Source organism: Rhizobium sp. 01L419 (assembly GCF_056400025.1).
Genome location: NZ_JBFTSM010000014.1, coordinates 127,707 through 151,594, shown reverse-complemented (window position 1 = coordinate 151,594; position 23,888 = coordinate 127,707). Strand labels below are relative to the sequence as shown.

At 62.0% G+C, this 23,888-nt stretch carries 29 protein-coding genes; 16 read left to right on the top strand and 13 right to left on the bottom strand.

Going from position 1 to position 23,888, the window contains the following annotated elements; all coding sequences use genetic code 11:
- Positions 1 to 12 precede the first annotated feature (12 nt).
- Positions 13 to 459 (bottom strand): MarR family transcriptional regulator, encoded by a 447-nt coding sequence (locus tag AC1DUP_RS25445; protein WP_113301068.1) that lies wholly within the window; start codon positions 457 to 459, stop codon positions 13 to 15.
- 85 nt (positions 460 to 544) lie between these two features.
- Here AC1DUP_RS25445 and AC1DUP_RS25440 point away from each other — a divergent pair, with 85 nt between their 5' ends.
- Positions 545 to 2,362 (top strand): chloride channel protein, encoded by a 1,818-nt coding sequence (locus tag AC1DUP_RS25440; protein WP_477835328.1) that lies wholly within the window; start codon positions 545 to 547, stop codon positions 2,360 to 2,362.
- An 88-nt stretch (positions 2,363 to 2,450) separates the two neighbouring features.
- Here the strand turns inward: AC1DUP_RS25440 and AC1DUP_RS25435 are convergent, their stop codons facing one another.
- Positions 2,451 to 3,869, bottom strand: a complete 1,419-nt coding sequence (locus tag AC1DUP_RS25435) for an MFS transporter (protein ID WP_477835326.1) — start codon at positions 3,867 to 3,869, stop codon at positions 2,451 to 2,453.
- A gap of 131 nt (positions 3,870 to 4,000) precedes the next feature.
- Here AC1DUP_RS25435 and AC1DUP_RS25430 point away from each other — a divergent pair, with 131 nt between their 5' ends.
- Entirely contained in the window at positions 4,001 to 4,930 is a 930-nt protein-coding gene (locus AC1DUP_RS25430) for a LysR family transcriptional regulator (protein WP_115034947.1), read from the top strand.
- Between the two features lie 170 nt (positions 4,931 to 5,100).
- Here the strand turns inward: AC1DUP_RS25430 and AC1DUP_RS25425 are convergent, their stop codons facing one another.
- Positions 5,101 to 5,298 (bottom strand): hypothetical protein, encoded by a 198-nt coding sequence (locus AC1DUP_RS25425; RefSeq protein WP_113507647.1) that lies wholly within the window; start codon positions 5,296 to 5,298, stop codon positions 5,101 to 5,103.
- Positions 5,299 to 5,553: 255 nt separating this feature from the next.
- On the opposite strand from AC1DUP_RS25425, the gene AC1DUP_RS25420 reads away from it, so the two are divergent.
- The gene (locus AC1DUP_RS25420) at positions 5,554 to 5,769 is read left to right on the top strand and encodes a hypothetical protein (RefSeq protein WP_477835324.1); all 216 of its coding nucleotides are present in this window, start codon (positions 5,554 to 5,556) and stop codon (positions 5,767 to 5,769) included.
- Between the two features lie 13 nt (positions 5,770 to 5,782).
- Here the strand turns inward: AC1DUP_RS25420 and AC1DUP_RS25415 are convergent, their stop codons facing one another.
- On the bottom strand, positions 5,783 to 6,094 hold the full coding sequence (locus AC1DUP_RS25415; RefSeq protein ID WP_477835322.1) for a hypothetical protein: 312 nt from the start codon (positions 6,092 to 6,094) through the stop codon (positions 5,783 to 5,785).
- A 113-nt stretch (positions 6,095 to 6,207) separates the two neighbouring features.
- Positions 6,208 to 7,101: a LysR substrate-binding domain-containing protein gene (locus AC1DUP_RS25410; RefSeq protein ID WP_477835320.1), complete on the bottom strand. Its 894-nt coding sequence runs from the start codon at positions 7,099 to 7,101 to the stop codon at positions 6,208 to 6,210.
- A 134-nt stretch (positions 7,102 to 7,235) separates the two neighbouring features.
- Here AC1DUP_RS25410 and AC1DUP_RS25405 point away from each other — a divergent pair, with 134 nt between their 5' ends.
- Positions 7,236 to 7,628, top strand: coding sequence for a RidA family protein (locus tag AC1DUP_RS25405; protein ID WP_113301064.1), 393 nt, complete (start codon positions 7,236 to 7,238; stop codon positions 7,626 to 7,628).
- Between the two features lie 9 nt (positions 7,629 to 7,637).
- Here AC1DUP_RS25405 and AC1DUP_RS25400 read toward each other — a convergent pair whose 3' ends face one another.
- Positions 7,638 to 8,384, bottom strand: coding sequence for a sulfite exporter TauE/SafE family protein (locus AC1DUP_RS25400; protein ID WP_477835318.1), 747 nt, complete (start codon positions 8,382 to 8,384; stop codon positions 7,638 to 7,640).
- 97 nt (positions 8,385 to 8,481) lie between these two features.
- Here AC1DUP_RS25400 and AC1DUP_RS25395 point away from each other — a divergent pair, with 97 nt between their 5' ends.
- Positions 8,482 to 9,411: a LysR family transcriptional regulator gene (locus AC1DUP_RS25395; protein WP_477835316.1), complete on the top strand. Its 930-nt coding sequence runs from the start codon at positions 8,482 to 8,484 to the stop codon at positions 9,409 to 9,411.
- Here AC1DUP_RS25395 and AC1DUP_RS25390 read toward each other — a convergent pair.
- Positions 9,349 to 10,572 (bottom strand): alpha/beta hydrolase family protein, encoded by a 1,224-nt coding sequence (locus AC1DUP_RS25390; RefSeq protein ID WP_477835314.1) that lies wholly within the window; start codon positions 10,570 to 10,572, stop codon positions 9,349 to 9,351. The two genes, AC1DUP_RS25395 and AC1DUP_RS25390, sit on opposite strands and share 63 nt — an antisense overlap.
- A gap of 152 nt (positions 10,573 to 10,724) precedes the next feature.
- Here AC1DUP_RS25390 and AC1DUP_RS25385 point away from each other — a divergent pair, with 152 nt between their 5' ends.
- The 4 genes from AC1DUP_RS25385 (at position 10,725) to AC1DUP_RS25370 (ending at position 14,432) form a co-directional block, all read left to right on the top strand.
- The gene (locus tag AC1DUP_RS25385; RefSeq protein WP_113507653.1) at positions 10,725 to 12,278 is read left to right on the top strand and encodes an acetolactate synthase large subunit; all 1,554 of its coding nucleotides are present in this window, start codon (positions 10,725 to 10,727) and stop codon (positions 12,276 to 12,278) included.
- Positions 12,279 to 12,368: 90 nt separating this feature from the next.
- A complete protein-coding gene (locus AC1DUP_RS25380; RefSeq protein ID WP_477835312.1) occupies positions 12,369 to 13,265 on the top strand; it encodes a helix-turn-helix domain-containing protein in 897 nt (298 codons plus the stop codon).
- Between the two features lie 62 nt (positions 13,266 to 13,327).
- Entirely contained in the window at positions 13,328 to 14,206 is an 879-nt protein-coding gene (locus tag AC1DUP_RS25375; RefSeq protein ID WP_477835310.1) for an NmrA family NAD(P)-binding protein, read from the top strand.
- A 76-nt stretch (positions 14,207 to 14,282) separates the two neighbouring features.
- Complete coding sequence (locus AC1DUP_RS25370) at positions 14,283 to 14,432, top strand: hypothetical protein (protein WP_113308362.1); 150 nt, start codon at positions 14,283 to 14,285, stop codon at positions 14,430 to 14,432.
- 270 nt (positions 14,433 to 14,702) lie between these two features.
- Here the strand turns inward: AC1DUP_RS25370 and AC1DUP_RS25365 are convergent, their stop codons facing one another.
- Positions 14,703 to 15,410 carry a hemerythrin domain-containing protein gene (locus tag AC1DUP_RS25365; RefSeq protein ID WP_477835308.1) on the bottom strand — a complete coding sequence of 236 codons (708 nt, stop codon included), beginning with the start codon at positions 15,408 to 15,410 and terminating at the stop codon, positions 14,703 to 14,705.
- A gap of 185 nt (positions 15,411 to 15,595) precedes the next feature.
- Between AC1DUP_RS25365 and AC1DUP_RS25360 the strand changes: the two genes are divergently transcribed.
- From AC1DUP_RS25360 to AC1DUP_RS25350, 3 genes are all read left to right on the top strand, one after another.
- Complete coding sequence (locus tag AC1DUP_RS25360) at positions 15,596 to 16,054, top strand: hypothetical protein (protein ID WP_477835306.1); 459 nt, start codon at positions 15,596 to 15,598, stop codon at positions 16,052 to 16,054.
- Positions 16,051 to 17,397 carry a GAF domain-containing protein gene (locus tag AC1DUP_RS25355; RefSeq protein WP_477835304.1) on the top strand — a complete coding sequence of 449 codons (1,347 nt, stop codon included), beginning with the start codon at positions 16,051 to 16,053 and terminating at the stop codon, positions 17,395 to 17,397. The genes AC1DUP_RS25360 and AC1DUP_RS25355 overlap by 4 nt, the downstream gene beginning before the upstream one ends.
- A gap of 160 nt (positions 17,398 to 17,557) precedes the next feature.
- Positions 17,558 to 17,788, top strand: coding sequence for a hypothetical protein (locus AC1DUP_RS25350; RefSeq protein ID WP_477835302.1), 231 nt, complete (start codon positions 17,558 to 17,560; stop codon positions 17,786 to 17,788).
- Positions 17,789 to 17,811: 23 nt separating this feature from the next.
- Here the strand turns inward: AC1DUP_RS25350 and AC1DUP_RS25345 are convergent, their stop codons facing one another.
- Positions 17,812 to 18,108 carry a hypothetical protein gene (locus AC1DUP_RS25345; RefSeq protein ID WP_115034932.1) on the bottom strand — a complete coding sequence of 99 codons (297 nt, stop codon included), beginning with the start codon at positions 18,106 to 18,108 and terminating at the stop codon, positions 17,812 to 17,814.
- A 148-nt stretch (positions 18,109 to 18,256) separates the two neighbouring features.
- Here AC1DUP_RS25345 and AC1DUP_RS25340 point away from each other — a divergent pair, with 148 nt between their 5' ends.
- Positions 18,257 to 18,673 carry a YkvA family protein gene (locus tag AC1DUP_RS25340; RefSeq protein ID WP_477835300.1) on the top strand — a complete coding sequence of 139 codons (417 nt, stop codon included), beginning with the start codon at positions 18,257 to 18,259 and terminating at the stop codon, positions 18,671 to 18,673.
- 17 nt (positions 18,674 to 18,690) lie between these two features.
- Here the strand turns inward: AC1DUP_RS25340 and AC1DUP_RS25335 are convergent, their stop codons facing one another.
- Positions 18,691 to 19,581, bottom strand: coding sequence for a LysR substrate-binding domain-containing protein (locus AC1DUP_RS25335; protein WP_113507661.1), 891 nt, complete (start codon positions 19,579 to 19,581; stop codon positions 18,691 to 18,693).
- A 169-nt stretch (positions 19,582 to 19,750) separates the two neighbouring features.
- Here AC1DUP_RS25335 and AC1DUP_RS25330 point away from each other — a divergent pair, with 169 nt between their 5' ends.
- Positions 19,751 to 19,912 (top strand): YjiS-like domain-containing protein, encoded by a 162-nt coding sequence (locus AC1DUP_RS25330; protein ID WP_113507662.1) that lies wholly within the window; start codon positions 19,751 to 19,753, stop codon positions 19,910 to 19,912.
- A 14-nt stretch (positions 19,913 to 19,926) separates the two neighbouring features.
- Here AC1DUP_RS25330 and AC1DUP_RS25325 read toward each other — a convergent pair whose 3' ends face one another.
- Positions 19,927 to 20,445, bottom strand: coding sequence for a 2'-5' RNA ligase family protein (locus tag AC1DUP_RS25325; protein WP_477835298.1), 519 nt, complete (start codon positions 20,443 to 20,445; stop codon positions 19,927 to 19,929).
- 277 nt (positions 20,446 to 20,722) lie between these two features.
- Between AC1DUP_RS25325 and AC1DUP_RS25320 the strand changes: the two genes are divergently transcribed.
- Both AC1DUP_RS25320 and AC1DUP_RS25315 read left to right on the top strand, forming a co-directional pair.
- A complete protein-coding gene (locus tag AC1DUP_RS25320) occupies positions 20,723 to 21,583 on the top strand; it encodes an NmrA family NAD(P)-binding protein (RefSeq protein WP_113301451.1) in 861 nt (286 codons plus the stop codon).
- Positions 21,584 to 21,713: 130 nt separating this feature from the next.
- The gene (locus AC1DUP_RS25315) at positions 21,714 to 22,112 is read left to right on the top strand and encodes a cupin domain-containing protein (protein ID WP_113301450.1); all 399 of its coding nucleotides are present in this window, start codon (positions 21,714 to 21,716) and stop codon (positions 22,110 to 22,112) included.
- Positions 22,113 to 22,172: 60 nt separating this feature from the next.
- Here AC1DUP_RS25315 and AC1DUP_RS25310 read toward each other — a convergent pair whose 3' ends face one another.
- Positions 22,173 to 23,033: a glycerophosphodiester phosphodiesterase family protein gene (locus AC1DUP_RS25310; RefSeq protein ID WP_115034929.1), complete on the bottom strand. Its 861-nt coding sequence runs from the start codon at positions 23,031 to 23,033 to the stop codon at positions 22,173 to 22,175.
- Positions 23,034 to 23,049: 16 nt separating this feature from the next.
- Positions 23,050 to 23,880, bottom strand: a complete 831-nt coding sequence (locus AC1DUP_RS25305; RefSeq protein ID WP_115034928.1) for a glycerophosphodiester phosphodiesterase family protein — start codon at positions 23,878 to 23,880, stop codon at positions 23,050 to 23,052.
- Positions 23,881 to 23,888 lie beyond the last annotated feature (8 nt).

Here is a 23,888-nt window from a genome sequence, read left to right as displayed (position 1 = left end):
CGCTTCATCCGCTCATTGCATCCATGCGGCCACTTCCATCTGCCGGTGATCCCCAAGCATGCGCAGCGCCTGCATCAGTTCCGGTGCCATCTCGCGGATTTCGTAGAGATGGGCGGGTGTCAGACGGTGCAATAGCTCTTCTGCCTGTGCTGTCAACAGGACGGCCGGCCGGCGCTTCTGTCTGACATCGATGCTGACATGGCCGGCCTCCTGCAGCGAAGCCGCCAGTTCGGCTGCTTCATCCGGCGTCAGAAAAAGCTTGTCCGAGAGATCGGACAGGGTCATGCGCCCCCCGATGCCCAGCCCCTTGATGGCCAGCAGCGCCTGATGCTGCTGTCGCGTCAGGCCGAGTTTTTCGGCCGCCTTCCCACTGAACTGGCGAAATTTGCGGATCCTGTATCTCAGGTTGGCAAGCGCTTCATATTCGATTTCGGATAGAGCGCGGTCCTTGTTCGGCATGATTCCAGCTCCTGGTTTTGGCTGTTGATTTATATCGTACTACGATATATTTGCGTCAAGAACGAAGCCGTCAACAGGACCTGCAATGCCTCCCCAAAAAAACGCACATCGCCCCCATGACTTCATGGGTGGCCTCTCCCGGCGCGAGGCCGGGGATTTCACCACGGACAAGCGCGTTCTCGCCCTCGTCGGCATGGCGCTGATCGTCGGCACGGGCGGCGCATTCGCCGCCTGGGTTCTGGTCAGCCTCATCTCGCTGGTGACGAACCTCGTCTGGTTTCACCGCTTCAGCATTGCTGCCGTCTCGATGGCTCAGGCTCCGCGCTCCGTCTGGATGGTGCTGATCCCCGTTATCGGCGGCATCGTCATCGGCCTGATGGCCCGCTTCGGCTCCGAAAAGATCCGCGGCCACGGCATTCCCGAAGCGATCGAGGCGATCCTGATCGGCGGCAGCCGCATGTCGCCGAAGGTGGCGATCCTCAAGCCGCTCTCATCGGCGATCTCGATCGGCACCGGCGGTCCCTTCGGCGCCGAAGGCCCGATCATCATGACGGGCGGCGCGATCGGCTCGCTCTTTGCCCAGTGTTTCCATCTGAGTTCGGCCGAGCGCAAGACGCTGCTAGTCGCAGGTGCGGCCGCCGGCATGACCGCGATCTTCGGCTCGCCGATCGCCGCTATCATGCTTGCCGTCGAACTGCTGCTATTCGAATGGAAGCCGCGCAGCTTCATCCCGGTTGCGGTCGCCGCCTGCGTGTCGGTCTGCTGGCGTCCCTTCCTGTTTCAGGCAGGCCCGCTGTTCCCGAAGCAATTCAATATGGACCTGCCCTGGTGGGGCATCCTGCTCTGCGCCGCTGTCGGCATCATCGCCGGCCTGCAATCCGGCATCCTCACGACGCTGCTCTATAAGATCGAGGATCTCTTCGAGGCCCTGCCGATCCACTGGATGTGGTGCCCGGCGCTCGGCGGTCTCTTCATCGGCCTCGGCGGCCTGATCGAGCCGCGCGCGCTCGGCGTCGGCTACGATATCATCGACGGCCTGCTGAACAGCTCAATCCTGCCGGCCGCCGTGCTGACGATCCTGCTGGTCAAGGCGGCGATCTGGCTGATTGCCCTGTCCTCGGGCACCTCGGGCGGCGTGCTTGCGCCGCTCCTGATCTTCGGCGGCGCGCTTGGCTGGCTGGTCGGCCTTTTCCTTCCCGGCGATCCCGGCTTCTGGGCCCTGCTCGGCATGGCCGCCATGATGGGCGGCACGATGCGCGCGCCGCTGACGGGCACCTTCTTCGCCCTGGAACTGACAGGCGATGTTTCGGCGCTGCTGCCGCTGCTGGCAGCGACCGTCTCCGCCTATGCGGTCACGGTGCTGCTGCTGCGCCGCTCCATCCTGACGGAAAAGATCGCCCGCCGCGGCCAGCACATCACCCGCGAATACGGCATCGACCCCTTCGAGTTTTCTCGCGCCCGCGACATCATGATCAAGGAAGTCGATACTTTCCCGGCCGAGATGACGGTCGGTGAAGCGACCAGCTTCTTCGTCGCGACGCCGAAGACCCACCGCGTCTATCCCGTCGTCGATGGCAAAGGCATCGTGAAGGGGCTGGTCTCGCGCGGCGACGCGCTGCGCTGGCAGCAGGATGGTACGCTTGCCGACCAGACGCTCGGCGATCTCGTCTCCGACAGCTCGCTACCATTAGCCCATCCCGACGATACGGTCGGTTATGTCGCCGATCTGATGCTGGCAACCGATGCCGGCCGCATCCCGATCGTCGACGCAGAAAACGGGCAATTGCGCGGCCTCGTCGCCCGCAAGGACCTGCTGCGGCTGCGCCATTCGCTGCGGGCCACCGAGACGGAGCGCCAGCCCTATTTCGGGCCGCGCCGGCAGGTGAATGAAGGGCGCACCTGAAGCTCAGGCGCCTGATGGTATCAGTGGAAGCCGCCGTCAGCCTGTGACGGCGGAGAGCCGCCTCAATACAGCGGATGCAGGCCCCGCCCTATGCGCGCGACCCGTTGTTGCCCCTTTGCAATGCGCAAAAGAGAAACAGACCTAGAGTAACGGCGACCAGATTATAGAGTGTCGCAACCGCGAATGCAGTCCCATAGACACCGCCGCCGCTTCCGTCGCTAATGCCGAACAGGATCACGCCGACGATCGTCACGCCGAAAGCCGAACCTGCCGTTTGTGTCGTACTGAAGACGCCCGACGCCATCCCGGCTTCGGAATTTGCTACGGTACTCAGAACCATGTTGAGCAGAAGCGGAATGATAATTCCCTGACCGAATCCCTGGAGAATCACCGAGATAGTCAACGCCCATCTCTCTCCCCCGACAAAGCCGTCGATAACCGCGATCAGCAAGCCGAAGCCGAAGATGCCCATGCCAAGTGTTGGCGCCTGATGCCGCAACTGTTTCGCTAACGAGGCCGAAACCAGGGAGCCGGCGAAGAATGCGACTGTGGAAGGCAAAAACAGCATGGCCGCCTGTAGAGGGGTCTGGCCGAGGCCGACCTGCAAAAAGATCGTCAGTGACAGCGAGAACGAACTGATCGCCGAGAAAAACAGAAACGACGCCGACATGCCGAGGGCCACACCGTCGTTCTTGAAAATCGAGGGATCAATGATCGGGACGCCGCCGCGTCGCATCAAGCGGCTTTCATAGGTGATGAAGGCGACGAACAAAGGCACGGACGACAATAGGCCCGTGATCGCCCACCATGGCCAATGTTGTTCCTGCCCCACCATTGCTGGCAGGAGGATTGCCGTGAGTGCGGAGGCGCCGAGTAGCGCTCCCATGAGGTCGAGCCTTGCCGATGCAGCGTCTCTGGTTTCAACAATGAACCATTTCCCGGCAATGAGGGCGTAGGCGGCGATGGGAAGGTTGACAAAGAAGATCAGGCGCCAGTCGAGGTTGCCAATGTCGAGTGCCATCAAACCGCCGCCGAGCAGTTGCGAGGCCGCACCTGCGACGCCTTGCACAGCGCCCATCACGGCAAAGGCCCGCCGACGCTCGTCACCATCGAACAATAATCGCAGCGACGCATAGACCTGCGGCATCAGCAGGGCTGCGCCGATGCCCTGTAGTGCTCGTGAGGCAATAAGGCTCCAGGGCGATAAGGCGACGCCACACAGCAAGGACGCCAGTGCAAAGATTGCCATGCCGGAGAGAAACATACGCCGCCGGCCATAGAGGTCGCCCAGCCGCGCGCCGTTGAGCAGCATGGCGCCGTAAGATACGCTGTAAGCGACCATGATCATCTGCAACTCGGCATTCGAGGCGTGCAAGTCCCGTTGAATATTCGGCAACGCCACGTTGACGATGAAAAGATCAAGGATGGTGACGAAATTTCCGGCCAGTAGCACCGCAAGTGATGAATTGGCTCCCGCCCACTGACGTTTCCTATGTATCGACTTCATCTTTTTCTCCGCCTGAAGGGAAGCAAACAGAATTGGGCTTCCTGTGGAGAAAACGATATCTTGTCTTGAATGTTGATCAATTCGGGAAAATGGACTTACATAAAGGACAAAATGTCCTTTATGGCGCGATCATGGATAGTTTCAGCAGTCTTACCGCCTTCGTTCACGCCGCCGAGCGACACAGCTATGTCGCGGCCGCTCGCGTCGCCGGGGTTTCTCCATCGGCTATCGGCAAGGCCATCGCTCGCCTCGAAGCACGGCTTGGCGTTCGGTTATTCAACAGAACGACGCGCAATATCAGCCTGACGGAGGAAGGTTCAGCCTTTTACGAACGCTGCAAGCGCATCATCGACGACCTCCAAGATGCAGAGACAAGCATTATAGAAAGCCGGAAGCGCCCCAGGGGACGCCTGCGCATCAGCGTCGCGCATATCGTCGGTCATCACCTCCTGATGCCGATCCTGCCGGCCTTTGTGGAACGATTTCCCGAGATCGAGCTGGATATCGACTTTGAGGATCGCGTCGCCGATCTGGTGGCGGAAGGGGTGGATGTTGCCATTCGCAGCGGCGAACTCGCCGATACCGGTCTGATCGCCCGCCGTCTCGGCGAGCAGCATTTTGTGGTTTGCGGAAGTCCCGGCTATTTCGATCGCCATACGCTGCCAACCGCGCCGGCCGACCTCGCCGGGCATGCCTGCATCCATTTCAAATATCCAACCAGCGGCCGCCTGGCGCCCTGGGCTTTCGCTCCTCCGAACGAAAAACTGATCTTGCCGAGAAGCCTGACCTTCAACAATACGGATGCCGGCTTGCGGGCCGCGCTGGATGGTTTGGGAATCGCCCACCTGCCGGTCTATGTAGCGGCAGCCCATATCCGCGGCGGATTGCTCGTTCCCGCCCTGACCTCATACATGGTCGCGTTTGGTTCATTGTCGCTCGTCTGGCCGTCAAATCGCCAATTATCGCCGAAGGTTCGGGCCTTTGTGGATTTCGTAGCCGAGCATCTCGCCGCCCGATTAGATGCTTTCCAGGCAGGTGTGGCTCCGTCGCAAGCTTCCTGATTTTTGTCGGAAATGAGCCGCCCTGAAATCGCTTGTTAAATCGTGTCGAAAATATCAAACGCAAAAGCCCATTTTCCGAGGGGCGACGACCGCGAAATGCTCGGCGTCCCGCTCGCGCAACGGTACGCCCCCTCGATGTCTCATCCAGCTCGATTGGCTTCACCGTCCCGTCAGCTCGCGACCCAGAGGATGCAGGCAAGGCCAGCAAAGAAGACGGCGAGAACCAGGGCGAGCCTGAGAAATATCCAGAGATCGTCCGTATGATCGAACGTCACCTCGGTCCTGCGCTGCGCGTTCCAGGACGGCTGAGACGGAGCCACATGGCGCAAGCGCGCCTGCATGTAATAAGCCCACCAACGACCATACATCGCCTTTTCCTTTCGCGTTGTCGGAGCGGACGAAGGATCATCCGCGCCAGGCAAAGCTACTCATTCGGGCATATGTTTTCGATTGGGACGGAAGGGCGCCGGCATAGGCTTCCCATAAAGACATCCGGGCTGTCACTGGCCCGCCGGCCTTGATGCAATTCCTATATTCCCCGCCCCGCGGCAATATCGATTTCCTATGGGCTTTTCGTCAGACTCGCTCCCGCAACCCTGTCGACAATGCCAAGGAAGAAACCCATGTTCGGCCGCAGCGGCGTAACGTATCTGGCGCGTGAACGCGAAATCATTGCCCATACCCGAAGCCGCAAGGCCTATCGGCGTTTTCTGACGAGCCTGATGACCGCCGGCGTGCTGCTTGTCCTGCTGGCGGGCGCAATCGCCATTCGGCTGGTGCCGGGCGACGACAGGACCGGCATATTTTTGCAGGCAGCGGGCCATCATGCGCGCGCATGATGGCCGCAAGGCATTAGCGGCCGAGCCAGCGATATTCCTCGATCGAGGCCTTGCCGGTCTTCTTGTCGTAGAGGCAGATCAGGTTGACGTTCTTGACCTTGCTCTTGCCCTTGCCCATCGAGCCGCGCAACAGCACGGCGACCTTGCCCGTCGCATCGTCGAAGACAACAGGAGCGGTCGCCTCGGGCGTATCTATGCCCGACTGGCCGATGCAGGTGCCGTTCACCTTGGCGAAGAGCGCATTCCACGCGGCATCGCTTGAGGCGCCGGCATAGTGAGCCGAAAGTAGCATCGCGGTCGCCGCGATCGTCATTTTCTTGATCATTTTCAAACCCTTGTTGAACGGAAAGGAATCGCCCATCGCGTGGGATCTGTTTAGTGATGGGCGAGCGGGGCTAAAACAAGGCGGCGGGTGCTGCACGCGGAAACGCCGAATGATCAACCGCGCGCAATCTCCGCACGCAGCCATTCGGCCGCGGCGGGGACGCTGGCGCCAGGCGGCGGATCGATATTCATGACCATATGGTAGGTATGGCCGGGAACGGTCGGGCCAAACGGCTGGACGAGGTGCCCGGCTTGCAGCTCGTCGCGCACAAGGGCCAGGCTCAACAGCGCTATCCCCTGTCCGGCGACGGCAGCCTGAATGGCATGGCTTTCGTCAGAAAAATGCAGTTGTCCCTGAGGCTGCGACCGGACAATACCGGCCGCAGAGTACCAGCGCTCCCAGGTGGGGTTGAGCGGGTGATTTCGCCGCCACTGAAAATGGATCAGCGGCACCGTACTCAGATCCTCGATGCTCAGTGCACCGCACAGCGGGTTGGCCACGGGCGCGAAGTCGTCGGCGAACATCACCTCAGCGCTCAGGCCGGGATAGGGCCCCCGACCGTACCGGATGGCAATATCGACGCCATTGTCCGCAAGCCCGACCGCTTCGTCCGAAGCATGCAGCTGAAGGTCGATGTCCGGATGCAAGGCATGGAAACGTGCCACCCGCGGGACCAGCCACTTGGCCGTGAACGCGTTTGTGGCTGAAATCGTCACCCTGGCGCGTTTGCGGATTTGGACCAGGCGATCGAGCGTCGCCTCGAAGGCGTCGAACCCGTCCCGCAGAACAGGGTACAGCTGCGCACCCGCCTCGGTCAGCACCACCTTGCGCACCTGCCGACCGAACAGGACGAGACCCGTGTGCTCCTCCAAAGACCTGATCTGGTGGCTGATGGCTGTGGGCGTGACATTGAGTTCTGCCGCGGCCCGCTTGAAACTCATCAGGCGGGCGGCTGCCTCGAAGGCGCGGAGAGCGGAAAGCGTCGGAAGTCTGCGCATGATCACCATGGATGAATTGGATTCACTCGATAACTGACGATTTGGAGTTTGTCGAGGCAAGGAAACAGCCCCATTCTCTTCATGTGGCTGAGGTCACGAAGATGAATCCATCTCGATCATCGGCCCTCACAAGGAGTGAATCAATGCTGGAACGTATCGTCACCGAGCCTGATAATTATGCACCATTCCTGCTGTCGCAGGGAATCAGGTTCGGCAATCTTCTGTTCATTTCCGGCCAGGCCGGCGCCGATGACGGTGGTCGGATCGTCGATGGCGGTTTCCGCGCCCAGGGCGAACAGGCTTTCGCCAATCTGCGCCGCGCTTTGGAGGCCGGCGGCTCAAGCCTGAAAGACGTCATCAAGGTGACAATCTTCGTCACCGATATGGGCCATTTCCCTGATGTGGTCGAACTGCGCCGCACATATTTCTCCGAGCCCTACCCCGCCGACACGATCGCGGAGATCAAGGCGCTCTATGATCCCAAGGCCATGATCGAAATCGAAGCGATTGCCGCAATCGATGAAGGGCACGGCTGATGGGCGGTTTCAATGTGGTCCCAGACACATCCCCGCGCCGAGCAGCAGCAGGCAGATGAGAAACCAGCGGCGGAAAGTTTCAGGCGCAATCCGCCGGCGCAGCATCTGCCCCACCCCCATGCCCGCAAGCGCCGGAAGGATGGCGAGACAGGAGAGCGCCAGATTACCCGTGTTGAAGGCGCCACGCAGCCCGAGGGAGGCTGCAAGCCCGATCGTGGAAACGGTGAAGGATAGGCCCAGCGCCTGCACCAGATCGTCCTTCGCAAGCCCCAGCGCCTGCAGATAGGGCACGGCCGGAATGACGAAGACGCCTGTGCTGCCCGTCACCAGTCCGGTCACCGCACCGATGAGGGGCGAAAGCCATGGCTCCATTGCCTTGGGCACGCGGAGCTCACAGGCAAACAGCGCATAGGTCACATAGAGCACCAATACCGCGCCAAGTCCTCTGGTCGTGAGGCTGGTATCGCCGCTTGTCAGCCACGCCGAACCGAGCATCGTTCCCAAAAAGATGGCCGCCATCATGAGCCAGAACCGGCGCAGGAGCCGAAGGAAAGCCGGCCCTGCGAAAAGCTGCCAGATATTGGTGACTGACGACGGCGCAATGAGCAGGCTCGCCGCCGTCAGCGGCGAAGTCAGGACACCCAGCACACTCATGGCGACCGTTGGAAGTCCCATGCCGGTGACACCCTTGACGATGCCGGCGATGAAGAAGGTGGCCGTGACGGCGAGGATGAAGCTGATGGAAAGATCGGACATGCCGCATCGCTAGCAGCTCCCGATACCGGCACAATGCGGAAGTCCCTCAGCCAGCCTTCGGCTGGTCCGAAGGCTGAAATTGGCCTATCCTTGCAAAATGCGTTTCGATCTTACCGACCTTCGCCTGTTTCTGGCCGTCGTCGATGCCGGCAGCATCACCCATGGGGCGGCGGACGTGGGGCTGTCGCTGGCGGCTGCGAGCGAGCGCCTGCGCGATATGGAGGCGCTTGGCGAAGTCACCCTGCTGGAGCGCGGCCGGCGTGGCGTCTCCCCGACGGAGGCCGGCGAAGCGCTGGCCCACCATGCCCGCGTGATCCTCGCACAGATCAGGCAGATGCGTGGTGAACTCGGCGAATATGCACGCGGGTTGCGCTCGACGATCAGCATTCTCGCCAACACGGCAGCCATATCGGAACATCTGCCTGAACGGCTCGCACCCTGGATGGCCGCCAACCCGCAGGTGGATCTGCAACTGAAGGAGCGACAGAGCGTCGAGATTGCCAGAAGCATCGCGGCTGGCCATGCCGAGATCGGCATCCTCTCTGCCGCGACTGACATGGCCGGCCTGACGGCGCGACCTTTCGCGATCGATCGCCTCGTCGTCGTGGTCAGCAACAGCCATCCTCTTGCCCTGGAGAGCAGTATCCGCTTCGCCGATCTCGTCGATGAACATTTCATCGGCCTCGCCGCCGGTGCCCTGCAGGACCATATCGATGCGCAGGCAGGCCGCATCGGCTACAGGCTGAAGACCCGGGTGCGGCTGCGTGATTTCGAGGCTATCTGCCGGCTGGCTGGTGCAGGCGCCGGGATCGGCATCGTCCCGGAGACGGCGGGCCGCCGCCAGAAAAGATCATCCGGGATTGCCATTCTCGGCCTGTCGGATGATTGGGCGACACGGCAGCTGGTAGTCTGCACGGCGCAAGGGGCGGAATTGCCCGTCCATGCCCGCAGCCTTCTGGACCATCTAGCTGGTGCCCGGCCCGAATTGCTCGTCGAGCCAGTCCAGAACCCGTCTGTTGAGCAGTGACCGGTTCTTCATCTCGCAATGGCCATCTGCGCCTTCTTCGGCGGTGAACCGCAGCAAGGTCTTGGAGCAGCGCAGCGTATCGAAGAAAAAGCCGGCATCGGCGGCAAGCCCGTCATTCTCCGCCTGGGTGATCAAAGTCGGGCACTGGATGTGCTCCGCATGTCCCCGCATGGTGAAAAGCTCGGCCGAGGCGAGATAGGCCCTGAGGTTATCCACCCCATGCACCCAGAATCCTCGTTGCACCACCTTCCAGTTCAGCACCGGATTGTTGCGGATGAAGGCATCCATCGTATCGAGCAGTGTCTGGTCGAGAGCGCCGAGATCGGCCGCCGCTTCCGCAGGCACGCCGAACTTTTGGACGATGATCTTGCGAAAACCGTCGGCAATGCTCCAGGTGCCGGGATCGGCGATCAGCGCCGCAATGCGCGGCTCGCCCGCCGCCCCGCGCGGAGCCAGAAACCCGCCGAGGCTCCAGCCGCTGAGGGCGATACGATCAGGATCGACGAGCGGATAGTTCACCGCAAAATCCACCACCGCACGAATGACCACATCCCAGTCCGGCCGCAGCGGGATGCCGTGCTCGTAGAGCATGGCGCCCTGGCCGGGGCCGTCGAAGAGCAGGCTGTGATAGCCGCGCCGCGAGGCTGCGACGGCGCAGGCGAAATAGGTGTCGGTGATGGTGCAGTCATAGCCGTTGTTGAAGATGACGAGCGGCCGCACCTCATGCTCGAGACCATGCGCCGGAATGAAATATCCAGGCATCGGCGTTTCGCCGAGCGGAATGGCAAGCGGCTCGATCGTCGGCGCCGAGAGCGCAAGCCCCGTCTCCAGCGCATCCGTCTGCTTGCGGAAGGCGGAAAGCAGACGCGGATCGACAGGCGCTCCGTAGAGCGGATGATAGGAGGCCGCGTAGAAGACGCTTGCCCGCAGATAAAGCTCGCGCGCGCTGACCTTATGGCCCCCGGAAAGCGCTGCCTCCGCTTCGCCTTTCAGACGGTCGCCGGCCGAAACCCACGCCTCGTAAAAGGCGGGATGATCGCCATCGCCGACGGCTTCCGCCACGGCCCGGATCTCACCGAAATCCGCCCCGCCATAGGGAATATAGGCGATCGGCCAGCTGCCGAAATCCTCATGCAACTCGTTCCTGAACAGCATGCTCATCGCCAACTCCTCAATGGCTGCCGAGGTGCGACCGCAATGATTATAGATGCGGCTTGCGGCACTGTCACGAAAGCTCGCGCCGGCCGGATGCATTATTCAAGGTTGTGCCTATATTCTTCCCGTGCGAGGCTATGATACGGGAGGAAACGGCCATGAATGGTGCAGACAGCCTGTGTGACACGCTCCTGGCAAACGATGTCAGGGTGTGCTTTGCCAATCCCGGCACGTCGGAAATGCATTTCGTGGCGGCACTCGACCGCAAGTCCGACATGCGCTGCATTCTCGGTCTCTCCGAGGGCGTCGTCACCGGAGCGGCGGACGGCTATGCGCGCATGACCGACCGGCCGGCGGCGACCTTGCTCCACACCGGACCGGGGCTGGCGAACGGCCTCGCCAATCTCCACAATGCTCGCCGGGCAAGGGTTCCCGTCATTAACATCGTCGGCGACCACGCCTCCTACCATCTTGCCCTCGATGCGCCGCTGACATCGGATATCGAAAGCCTTGCTGCGCCGATGTCCAATTGGGTGCGTCGCATCAGCAGTCCCGAGGATGTGGCAGACGCGACGGAGGCTGCCTTCCGTGCCTCATTGTCACCTCCTGGTGTGGCAACGCTCATCCTGCCGGCAGATGCCGCCTGGGGCGAAGTCGCCTCCGCGCAACCGCTTAAGGTGTCTCCTCCAGCGCCATCAGCCGTCAATATGGATACCGTGCGCGAGGTTGCCAACGCCATTCGTAACACGCCGGGCGAGGCCGCTATTCTCGTCAGCGGGGCGGCTGCCCGCGCCGACTGTCTGGAGATATCAGGCGCGATTGCCGCGGCCAAGGATGTACGTCTCTTCAGTGAAGTGCTGTTGGCCAGGATGGAGCGCGGCGGCGGCCGTGTCACCCCGACCCGCATCCCCTACCCGATCGACGACGCCCTGCAACTGCTTGCCGATATCGATGTTCTGGTGCTCGTCGGCGCTCCCGAACCCGTCGCCTTCTTTGCCTATCCGGGCAAGCCGGGACGATTGGTGCGCAACGGCTGCAAGGTCCTCACATTGGCGAAACATGGAGAGGATTTGAAAGGCGCGCTGGAGGCGCTGCGGGACGAACTCGGCGTCAAACCATCGCAACCACAGCGGCGTGCAATCATCGATTCCGATTATATCGTCCCGTTCGGACATCTGACCGAAGATGCAGTCGCCGTGATGGTGGCGGAAAGGCTGCCTGATAATGCCATCGTCTGCGAGGAGGCTATCACTTCGGCCCGCCGTTTCTTCGAGCTCACGGCCGCGGCTGCGCCGCACGATTACCTGATGAACACGGGCGGCTCGATCGGCTGCGGCATCCCGCTTGCGACGGGTGCCGCGATCGCCTGCCCGGATCGCAAGGTCATCAATCTGCAGGCCGATGGCAGCGGCATGTACACGGTGCAGGGCCTGTGGACGCAGGCCCGCGAAAACCTCGACGTGGTGACGATCATCTTCGCCAACCGCGCCTATGCCGTGCTGCATGCCGAAATGCGCAATGTCGGCGTCAACGGCATCGGCGAGAATGCAAGGCGGATGATGGACCTCGATCACCCGGCCTGGGATTGGGTTTCGGTCGCCAAGGGCATGGGCGTCGATGCCGCGGGCGCACATAGCTGCGAGCAATTCGCCGATCTTTTCGAAAGCGCGCTCAGGCGCCGCGGTCCATTCCTCATCGAAGCGATCATCTGATTGCGACGGTAAACCCGGTTGGCAAGCCGGCGGTTGAGACGTAGCATCCCGGCCCCAAGCTAAGAGCCCAAGTTAAAGCAAAGACATATTATGATAGCTCCATCCCTGCAGACGTCACCGCAGATCCTGTTGACCAGCGCCGGACGGGCGTGGAGTGGGCTCGCTGCCGAATTCCTGCATATTCCCCGCGGCCTCTCTCGCGCACCGGGCGGTGACATGCATCGTCTGGGCATTCACTTTGGCCCGCCTGTCAACGCCGACTGCAGTTGCGATGGCCGCCGGATGATCCGCGTGCAAAAGCCCGGCGATATCGACGTTATCCCGGCCGGTCTCGACGGCTCCTGGGAGGATGATGCCGATTGCCGGATCCTGCGCGTAAGTCTCGATCCCTCGCGGCTGGAACAGGTCGCGGAAGATCTCGGCCGGGATGCCGGCAAGATCGAGCTGCAGCCGCGATTTCAGCTGCGTGACACCGGCATCGAGGCGATCTGCCGGGCGATCAAGGCGGATCTGGAGGCCGATATGCCCTCCGATCCGCTTTATATCGATCTTCTCGCCAACGCGCTCGCCATCCGGCTGATCGAAACGGCGAGCGACGGCGCGCCTCGGCCCGAGATCAACCGCGAACCGAAACTCTCGGCCCGGCAATTGCGGATGCTGACGGAATTCATCGAGACCCATCTGGACCGGAAGCTGCATCTGGCGGACCTTGCGGTCGTTGCTGGTGTCAGTGTCACACGGTTGAAGAGCCTGTTTCGCAACAGCACCGGCGTTTCTGTGCACCAATATGTCATCCGCCGCCGCGTCGAATATGCCCGCGCCCTGATGACGACGACGGATATGGCCGCAAGCGAGATTGCGCTTGCCGCGGGCTTTGCCCATCAGAGCCATATGGCAACCACCATGCGCCGGCTCACCGGCCAGACACCCGGCGAGATCCTGCGCGAAGTCGGCGAATTCCGCCCGAAATTGCAAAGACCGGCCTGAATATGTGCGACGCCTCTGGCGCGCCCCTCTAGTCCTTGCGCATCATCAGCAAGGAGAAACAGATGATTGCAATCCTCGGAGCCGCCGGAAAGATCGGCTATTCGACCGCCAAGGCGCTGCGCGAGGCAGGTGTGCCCGTGCGCGCTATCCTGCGCGATCCGGCAAAGGCTGATCGCCTGACCGCCATCGGCTGCGATGTCGCTTTTGCCGATCTGCAGGACGCCAAGGCGCTTGCCGGAGCGATATCAGATGCGGACAGCGTTCAGGTCATTCTGCCGGCCGACCCGCGGGCTGAAGACATAAAAGGTGACATGCGCCGCTCGATCGAAAGCATTGCCGAGGCATTGGAAGAAGCGCGGCCGGCCCTCATGCTTGCCATTTCCGACTACGGCGCCCATCTCGGCGAAGGCTTCGCCATGCCGAGCATGTTCTACATCTTCGAACAGCGCCTTCGCCAACTGGATATGCGCCGGATATTCCTGCGGTCGGCCGAGCATATGGAAGGCTGGGGCCGCGTCGCGCCGGTAGCGATCGCAACCGGCATTCTGCCGAGCTTTCATGACCCGGTCGAAAAGCAGATCCCCAACGTCTCGGCGCAGGATGTCGGCCGGGTCGCCGCCGATCTCCTGCTTCGCCCCGACATCGAAACGCGCGAGCAGATCGTTCACGCAGAAGGCCCGCGCCGCTATAGCGCGAGCGACGTGGCTGCAGCGCTGAGCCAGTTGCTGGGGCGCACGATTACTGCTCAAGCCCTGCCCCGCTCGCAATGGCGCGAAAGCCTGGGCCGGGTGATGAGCGCCAGCGCTGCCGATCTTCTGACCGAGCTCTACGACGTGCATAGCAGGGGTGGCCTCATCGACGTCGAGCCGAATGCGCGCGATGTCCGCAAAGGCACCACCGAATTGATCGACGCGCTTCGGCCATTTGTCACTGCACGGTGACCGAAAGGCGATCTTCGTAATCAGCCGGAACCGGATGAGCCTGAGGGGAATTTACCCCTCAGCACAGGAGGTTCACATGATACGGAAATTGAAGTCAGGGGAATATCGTCTCTATTCCCGCAAGCCTGATGCGAAGACGCACAAGCGTAAGAATCTTGGCACCTTCAAAACCCGCGAGGCGGCCGAGAAGCATGAGCGCGAGGTGCAGTATTTCAAGCATCACTAGAGAGGTTCTGCTTTTTCGGAGTCGGCATCGGATTCCCAAATCTGAGGCGCGTCTCCGGGAAGACCGACGCGGGCGGCGGGCGCTCGAAACGTGCGGCGATCCCCTCGCCCGCCATGGCTGAAGGCAGCATGGGACAGCCGCGACAATCGCCGCGGCGCGGACACTCGGCCGGGATGCCTGCCTCGCCGTTCGGTTTGCACATGGTTCTTCTCCGGAAATTCTCGGCGATGCCACGGGCGGAGCCTCGATCCTCCGCCCGCAGCAATCTTCTCAGGCCGCCAGCTTCAGCGCGTCGGCAAGCTTGGCGAAGTCGCCGGCCGAAAGCCCCGGACGGACGGCGAAATCGATGACGGCCTGGAAGATTTCCGGCGGCGCATCCTTCTTCATGGCACCTAGGAGTGCCGCACGCTCCGCCGGATTGATCGCCGGGATCATGATGCGCATGAAGGCCATGCTCTTTTCCGGCGGCAGGGAGCCGATGATGCGCATCTCGATGCCGAATATTTCCTGGTCGTTGAAGTGGCGCCACAGGAGCGGGCCGGTCACTGCCTCCTCCTCGTGCATATGCGCGAAGTCGTCGGCGATATAGGCGGCAAAGGCGAGATAAAGCTTGCGGCCGCAGGCGGCCTTGTGCAGCGGCCAGGCCTTTTCCCAGGCGACAACAAGTTCTTCCAGCTCGCGGAAGGCGGTGCGGTGGTCGTCGTGCTGCTCGTCGAGCGTGACGGTCGAGACGCCCTTTTCGGCGAGCGCCACGTGGATATTGTCGTCCTCGTGAGTGACGTGGGAGGCGGCAAGCATCAGGTAGTGGCGCAGGTCGCCGATCAAAAAGACCGTTTCGTCGACATTCTGAAAATCGGCCGTGCCGAGGCGTGCGAGCAGGTCGCAGCCGGCCTTGCGCAGGCCCTTGTGTATCGCGCCGTAAATGTCGTAACGGCCGTTGAGATCGGGGATGCTGGTAAGCGAGAATTCGTGGCTCATGATGGTTTTCCTCTCGTTGGCCGGCGCCTCCTTATGTGCGCCGGGCTGATGACCGGGAGATAGCCGAGGCCTTTGCGAGGCGCTTCCTAAAACCATCCTAAGCAATTGGAACGATTGCTAAGAATATCCTAACTAATTATCATTGCCTGACATCGGGGGGAAAAGCATTGCTCGGGCGGGAACTCGTGGAATTCATAGAAAGTCCCGTCATGATCCTGTTCGCGACGCGCGACGAGACCGGCCGGCCGATGATCGGCCGCGGCTCCGGCGTGCGCTTCGACCGGCAGAGCGGGCATCTGCACTTTCTCGCCTCCCGCAGCCAGTGGCCGAAGGCCGTGGGCGAAGCGCTGGCCGGCCGGCCGATTGCCACGACCTATGTGCGGGCCACGGACTACAAGGCCTGCCAGATCAAGGGCCGGGTCGTGGAGCAAGGGCCGGCGGATGAGGCCCACCGGGCACGGGGTGAGGCCTATGTCGCAGAACAGCTTGCGCGGATGATGGCGCTCGGGGTCACCCGGATGCAGCTCTCCAGCACGCTGTCGGACCAGGAACTCGTCTGCCTGACGATCGAGCCGCAGGCGATCTTCGAGCAGACGCCGGGGCCGGGCGCCGGACGCAGGCTGACGCCGGAAGCCACCGCATGATCCCGCTCGAAAGGCTGCGGGACAGTTTCGAGGGCGTCATTCCCTCCGTCATCGCTACCACCGATGCGGACGGAATGCCGAATGTCTCCTATCTCTCGCATGTGCATTACGTAGACGAGACGCATGTCGCTCTCTCCAACCAGTTCTTCTCCAAGACCGCCACCAACGTGGCGCGCAACGGGCTCGCGACCGTGATGGTGGTCGACGGCTATAGCGGCCAGCAGCACGTGCTCGACCTGGTGTTCGAGCGCTCCGAGACGGAGAGCGAGACCTTCGAGGGGGTGGCGATCCATCTGGCGATCCTGGAAAGCCGGATGAGCGGAATCATGAAGCTGCGCGCCGTCGACATCTACCGGGTGGAGGACTGTCGGGCCGTGCCGGCCGCCAATCCGCTGGTCGAGCCGGAGCCGCTCGTGCTGCCCGACCTGATGGGCAGGGTGGCGAGGCTGACGGCGCGGATGTCGGACTGCAGCGATCCGGAAACGCTGCTCGACGTGACGCTTGAGGGCCTCGGCGAGTTCTTCGGCTACCGCCATTCCATGGTGCTGGTCCCGGACGGCGAACGCGGCGGGCTGACGACGATCGCCAGCCGCGGCTACGAGCAGTTCGGCTTCGGCGCCGAGGTTCCGCCTGGGCACGGCATTATCGGGGTTGCGGCCGAGCGGCGGCGCACTGTGCGGATCACCGACCTCAGTCGCGGTCAGCGCTACATCCAGGCGGTGCGGACCATGGTGGGCGTCGAAGATGCGACGCCGATCCCGCTCCCTGCCCTCGACAAGCCGCTCAGCCAGATCGCGCTGCCGCTCGTCGCGCGGGCAAGGCTCGTCGGCGTGCTGTTCTCGGAATCGACGGAGCGGTTCACCTTCCGTCATCGCGACGAGGAGGCGCTGACCGTGATCGCCGCGCATCTGGCCACCGCGCTCTCCTTTCTTTCCGAGGAACGCGAGCGGGCGGAGACGAACGGGCGCGAAAAGACCGACGCGCCGGCCGGCCACTCCGGCAGCGTGCCCGCCGGCCGACGCATCGCCGTGCGCTTCTATCCGCGCGACGGCTCGCTGTTCGTCGACGACGATTATCTCATCCGTGGCGTGCCGGGGCGGCTGCTCCTGCATTTCCTCGAAGACTATGCGCGCACCGGCAAGCAGGACTTTCTGAACCGCGAGATACGCCGCGACCGCCGCCTGCAACTGCCGGATTTCAAGGACAATCTTGAGACCCGGCTGATCTTGCTGCGCCGGCGACTGGAGGAAAAGGCAGGCCCGATCATGCTCGAGCGCGCCGACCGCGGCCGCCTGCGGCTCACCCTTGCCGGCCGTCCCGAGATTGAGTTGGTGGAAGACTGACCCGGGCGCCAAGGGGCAAGAGGCTGCGCGATTTTGTCCCGCACGGCCGTCGTCGCCCGATAGCCAGTTCCGCAGAAGACGGCAGGCAGCCTCTGGTGAAACTCGAAATTGCAACCTACATACGAAGAAACGAGGCGCTCCACGGAATTTCCGCTCTGCCATGACGCAAGACAAGCCAGTGCTCCGCCGCCTGCTCTTCGCCGTCAGGATCGTCTGGACGCTTCTGGTCGTGGCGGTCGTAACGCAGATGGCAGCCCAATATGGCTGGGAGCATCACGGACTTGTCGGCGCGCTGGCGCTCGGGTTCGCAGGCATCGTTGTCGGTGCCGTTCTCAGCCTGTTGTCGCCAAACGGATTGGGGATGATCCTGGACGCTCTTTCCGCTCTTTGAGTCTCAGTCCCAAGAGCCCCGCCTCAGTGTCCGTCCCTGCTCTTCCTGTTATCGTGATAGGGCTCGCTGCGATTGGGGTCGCTGTAATAAGTCCGGTAGCCGCCGCTCGAATAGGTCTCTCGATAGCTGCCGTTGAGCTGCTGATGCGTCTGCGAGTAGAGATCCCCATTTCGATAGGTATTGTAGCCGCCGCCGAGATTCTGCTCTCTGATATAGGTATTGCCCGAACTGTCGGTGGAACATGGAGCCGAAACCAGCTCGCAGGAAGCAGACGCATTCCCGGCGGTCAGCAAGAAAATCCCAAACAAAACCGCCTTCATGCAAACTCCCTTTTCGCGAAAATCGGCGTCGCGCACGAGTGCAATGTAACTGAACGGCGAAAAAGAACAAACGGAAAACATTCGGGCTCGGCTCTACTTCCACTCAATGGATCAAATGTTAGACCACGCCTGCAATGATCCAGCCCGAATGCTCAAACAGATAGGTGTCGCAATAATGGACAAATGGCTGACGGCCGCGAAGCAATGGGCGCGGAGCGTGAAACGCGATGTCGTCGCACTCTGGATTGCCGCGCGGGACGGCCGCACGCCTATGGTGGCCAAGATCGTCGCCGGCGCCGTTGCTGCCTATGCGCTTTCGCCAATCGATCTCATACCCGATTTCGTGCCGGTACTCGGCTATCTCGATGATCTCATCATCGTCCCGCTCGGCATCCTCATAGCCATCCGCCTCATTCCTGCGCCTCTGATGTCGGAGTTCAGGAACATGGCCACGCAACGCGCGCAGCGCCCGGTCAGCCGTTCCGGCCTTGTGGCGATTGTGATCATCTGGTTGCTTGCAGCCTCTCTTTGCATCTGGCTTGCGTGGGACCTGTTTCGTCGCTGAAGCGAGCTTCCGCCGGGCTATTCCCGCACGAAGGCGTCGCGCAGCCAGTCGAGAAAATGGCCGGCAGCCGGCGAGAGCGCCCGGCCAGGCTTCATGATCGCCACGAAACCGTCTTCGTATGTCAGGAATTCCGATCGCTCCACAAGCTTGCCGCTCTTCAGCTCGGTGAGCGCAAAGCGCCGCTCGACCAGCGCGACGCCAAGCCCGGTCACGGCCGCGCTGACGCAGAGATGCATATGCGGAAAATAGAGCTCTGACTGCGCCGAGATCCGGTGCCCGGTCGCCGCCTGCCAGCTCGTCCATTGTTCGCTCATATGGTCGGGGGAAATGCGGGTCGGGAAGCTTAATTCCTCGCCTTCGGCGCGAACGGGATAATCCGGTGCGGACACCAGGCCGAAGGAGACGGAGGCGAGCGGCACGAATTCGCCCTTCACCTGCGGACGCGACAGGCGATCCCAGCTCAGCGTGAAATCCACGCCGTCCCTTGCCCGGTTCGTGCCGCCGTCACGCGTGCTTGACGACATCGAAAGCTGCACGCGGCAGTTCGGATAGAGGCTGTAGAATTCCGCCAGGCGCGGTACGAGCCAGATCATGGCGAAGGTGGCGCTGCAGGCGATGTGCACACTCGCCTCGTTCCGGCTCGCCTTCAGCTCGTGATAGCGCTCCTCCAGAAGATCGAAGGCGCGCGACACGGTGGCAAAAAACGCCGCGCCGTCCTCATTCAGCCGAAGCCCCGTTCCCGATTTCTCGAAGACAGGAATCCCAAGCTGCTCCTGCAGAAGCTGCAGCTGCTTGGAAACCGCCCCATGCGTGCGCCCCAGTTCGTCGGCTGCCCGTGTCACCGAGCCGAGACGTGCCGTGGCCTCGAAGGCCCGGAGATAAGACAGCGGCGGCAGATTGCGGGCCATGGATTTCCTATATGTGAGATTTTCTAACGGATACGGTCAAGATAACGCGCTTTTCCAGCTTCGAATACTGCCATAAAATCATGACATCCAAGCAAAACGAATGGAAATTGCCGCTTAAGACCTCGTTAATGTTAGGTGAGTTTTGCCAACAGAGAAAGGAAATTTCATCATGCACATGACAGATACGCTCCGCCTGTGGCTGGAACGCTGGAGCGAGCGACGCCTCTTCGCCCGTGAGCTGGATACCCTGCCCGACGAAACGCTGAGGGATTTCGGCATGACACGGGATGCCGCTTACGAGGAAAGCCACCGGCCCTTCTGGCGCGCATAAGCGACCAAACAGGCTCAGCCCGGCAATTGCCGATGCCACAACAGATCGATCGGATGGAAGCGAACGAGTGAGATCCGGTGCAAGCCTGCGGCCACCGGTTGCCAGAGACCAATCGCGCCGCTGATTGCCGCCCCGGCCTCCTCGGGGCTCAGTTGCTCACCGAGCGTGACATGTGGCACCCAGTTTCCCGGAAGATAATAGGGCCAGCACGCCGCCCCTGCCGAGGCGGCTGCCTCGTGAAAATCTCGATGAAGGGCAAGCAGCTCCGCAGAGACGACAGGCGCGGCGAATAGAACCGATGCTGGTCCGGGAAAAAGACCGATACTCGAAAGCTTGACGCTGGGAGCGCGTATGTCCGCGCTGAAGTGGTCGAGCGCCCTTGCGAGAGGCTCAGGGTCGAGCCCGTCATAAACGGCGAGCGTTATATGCGGCTCAACGTTCAAGCTGCGCGGTGTCGCGGCATTGGGCGAAATACGCTCCACGTGCTCGATAATCGGCTGAAGCTCTGCGGCCCCGTACGGATCCAATTCCATGAAAACGGCAAAAGGCAAAACGTCACCTGCAGCGTTGGCAGCACCACGTCAGTTGATTCCACATTCCGGTCCGAGACCAAGCCTCACCCGTCGGCTATTCCTATCAGGATATTCAGACCCGCGCAGCCGCCTTCGGTCCGGGGCCGAACGGACTTCCGCAAGGGCATCCCCGGACACACCTGCCCTTGCCCGTGCTGTCGCCTGCGCTCCGCGATATCGGTGACGGAACCTCAAACGGTCAGCGCAGTTATGCATCTGCTACCTGCGAGGTTTCACCATGTATGTCATCCTTGGTGCGTCCGGAAACATAGGCTCTGCCGTCATCGACACATTGCGACGGTCTGGCGAGAAAGTCATCGCCGTCGTTCACAGCGCGCAGAAGGCTGCGGCCATCGAACAAGACGGCGTTGAACCCTTCGTTGCTGATGTGGCGGATACCGGGCTGCTTCGTTCCATCCTGCAAAAAGGGCGTCGAGCCTTCCTGCTGAATCCACCGGCCGATACCGGACGCGATACCAACGCCGAGGAACTGAAGACCGTCAGAAGCATTGCCGCAGCACTCCAGGATTCCGGGCTCGAGAAGCTCGTCGTGGCATCGACCTACGGGGCGCTGGATGGCGACGGGATCGGCGACCTCTCGGTGCTCTATGAATTCGAGCGCCTCGTGAAGGCAAGCGGCATTCCGGCCGCCATCAACCGCGGCGCCTATTACTTCACCAACCTCGACATGCTGCTGCAGCCGGCGAAAGAGACCGGGCGCCTGCCCACGCCCTTCCCCGCAGACATGAAGATACCGATGGTTTCGCCAAGGGATCTCGGACAGGCTGCCGCCGCTCGCCTGGAAAGCCCAGTCGATGATGTCGGCATAGACTATGTGGAAGGTCCGGAGCGCTATTCCTTCGCCGACGTCGCCAAGACCCTCTCATCGCGTCTCGGGCTCCCGGTCACGGTCGAGACGATCCCTCGTGAAAAATTCGAGGAATACTATCTCGGGCTCGGCTTCTCATGGGCGGCCGCCCGTTGTTACGCGAAGATGACCGAAGTCACCATCGACACCGGCTTCGAAATGCCCGAGCGTCGTCATTGGGGCAGGATGACGCTCGATCAGCATCTCGGGGCGCTTGAGGCAAATCCTTGACGGGGAGCGTCTGACGGATACACGGCGATACAAAAAGCCCCCTCTGCTGAAACATTTCACATTCATCCGTCTGTTCAAATAACCCCGTCGCCCGATCAGGGGCTCAAGCTAGGGACGGAAGGACAGACAGATGAGGACAATCATGATCATGGCAGCGGGCGCTCTCGTCATCGCCGGCACGATGCAACTGACCAGGGCAAATGCCGAGCAGCCGATCCAGCGCACCGACCTCGTGCAGAACGATATCGACGTGCCCGGCCATGAGGCCATCCAGGTCCGGGTCGATTTCGCCCCAGGCGCCTCTGCGCCCAAACACAACCATCCAGGCGAAGAAATCGCCTATGTCATCGAAGGCGCGCTGGAATATCAGCTGGATGGCCAAAAGCCGGTGACGCTGAAGGCCGGCCAGTCGCTGTTCATCCCCACGGGCGTTGCCCATTCGGCCAGAAATGTCGGCGACGGCAAGGCCTCGGAACTGGCGACCTACATCGCCACAAAGGGCTCGCCGCTTGTCGTGCCTGTGAAATAACCCAGCGGACCATGCGGGCCACCTCGCCTTGCGGCGGGTGGCCGGCGCATCAGGAGAGGATCAACCGGCGACGAGGGTCTCAGCCGGCTTTCGCGATACTTGCCGCGCTTCGATATAGCGTCGCAGGGCGGCCGGCTCGTCGGTCTGGATCGTGCTGATACCGGCATCCATCAGGCGACCCCAGATGGCGTCGGGCTCGATGAGGGCCCTCGGATCGGTCCATTCGCCGCTCGCCGCCATATCCAGCGTGTTGAACCAGATCGCCATACTGGCATCCCTGAAGAGCTGCTGGTTGTCGGCGATGGTCCTGAGATCATCGAAGCGCAGCTCGCACATGAAGGGCTTGAGCTCCGAAAGCAGTGCCAGCCTCTCGCTGACATTGCCAGCCGAAAACTGCGCCATCGCCATGAACGGCACGCCTTCGATATTCTGGGCACGCACCCAGTCGATGTCAGCACGGTTCATCACGACGGTCTTGAGGTCGACGGAGGACGCCACGCCCATCTCGCGGGCGCAGGCTGCGACTTCCGAAAACAGGCCGCGATCCTTCAGGTCGAGATCGGCGAAGATGCGGCCGCGAATGGCCTCGAAAACCTGCTTCAATGTCGGAATGCGCTGGTCGGAGATGGCGCGGCTTTCGCCGCCATCGTCTTCGCGCAGTGCGATCGCCTGTAGTTCCGACATGGTGAAGGTTTCGGCGTCGCGGTCGATTCCGGCCATGCGCAACAGCGTGTCGTCGTGCATCAGGAAAAGCTCGCCATCGGCGCTCTTGCGCACGTCGATTTCGACGATATCGGCGCCGACAGCGATGGCCTTCTCGATGGAGGCCAGGCTGTTTTCCGGCGCGCCATGCCAGGCGCCGCGATGGGCGACGATGGCGCAGGAACGGTTCGGGTCGGCGATGAAGTCTTTGTAGCTCATGGTCTTTCCTTATGTGTCAGCCGCGGCGGCTGGCGATATATGATTTCAGTGCGACCGGTTCGTCGGTCTGGATAAGCGAGATGCCGGCCCCGATAAGCCGGCCCCAGATGGCATCGGGATCCTGCATGGCGGCGGTATCGGTGAAGCCGGCAAAGGCCACGGAATCGAGCGTGTTCGCCCAGAGCGCCATGCCCGTCTGACGGGCGCGAGCTTGGAGACCGGCGATATCCTCGATGCGGTCGAAGCAGACTTCGCAGACATCAGGCGCGAGCTGGAACAGCAGATCCAGCTCGGCCTCAGCATGCGTAGCGCCGATCCGTGACTTGGCCATGAACAGCACGCCGTGTGGAATGATCGCCTCGCGCACCCAGGCAAGATCCTCGGCCGATCGAAGACTGCCCCAGAAATCCACCTGGGCCGCGACGCCCATATCGCGGGCGCAGGCGATGACCTCGGGAATGACGGTCCGGTCCTTCACGTCGAGATGCAGGAAGATGCGATCGCGGGTGAGATCGAAGAGATCCCGCAGGCTCGGCAGTCTTTCGCCCGTCATCTCATTGCCTTCGCCGCCATCGCGGTTCTTCAGCGTCAGGCCGGCCAGTTGCGCGGATGTCAGTGTCTCCGGCATCTCGTCGATACCCGCCATGCGATGCAGCGTCTTGTCATGCAGCAGGAAGAGGCCGCCATCGGCGCTGCGGCGCACGTCGATCTCGACGATATCGCAACCGGCACGGATCGCCGCTTCGATGGCAGGGAGGCTGTTTTCCGGCGCGTTGCGCCAAATGCCGCGATGCGCCGCGACTGCGCAATCCCTGCTGGGGTCGCGCACGTAGTTTGTGTAGTTCATGGAGAGGT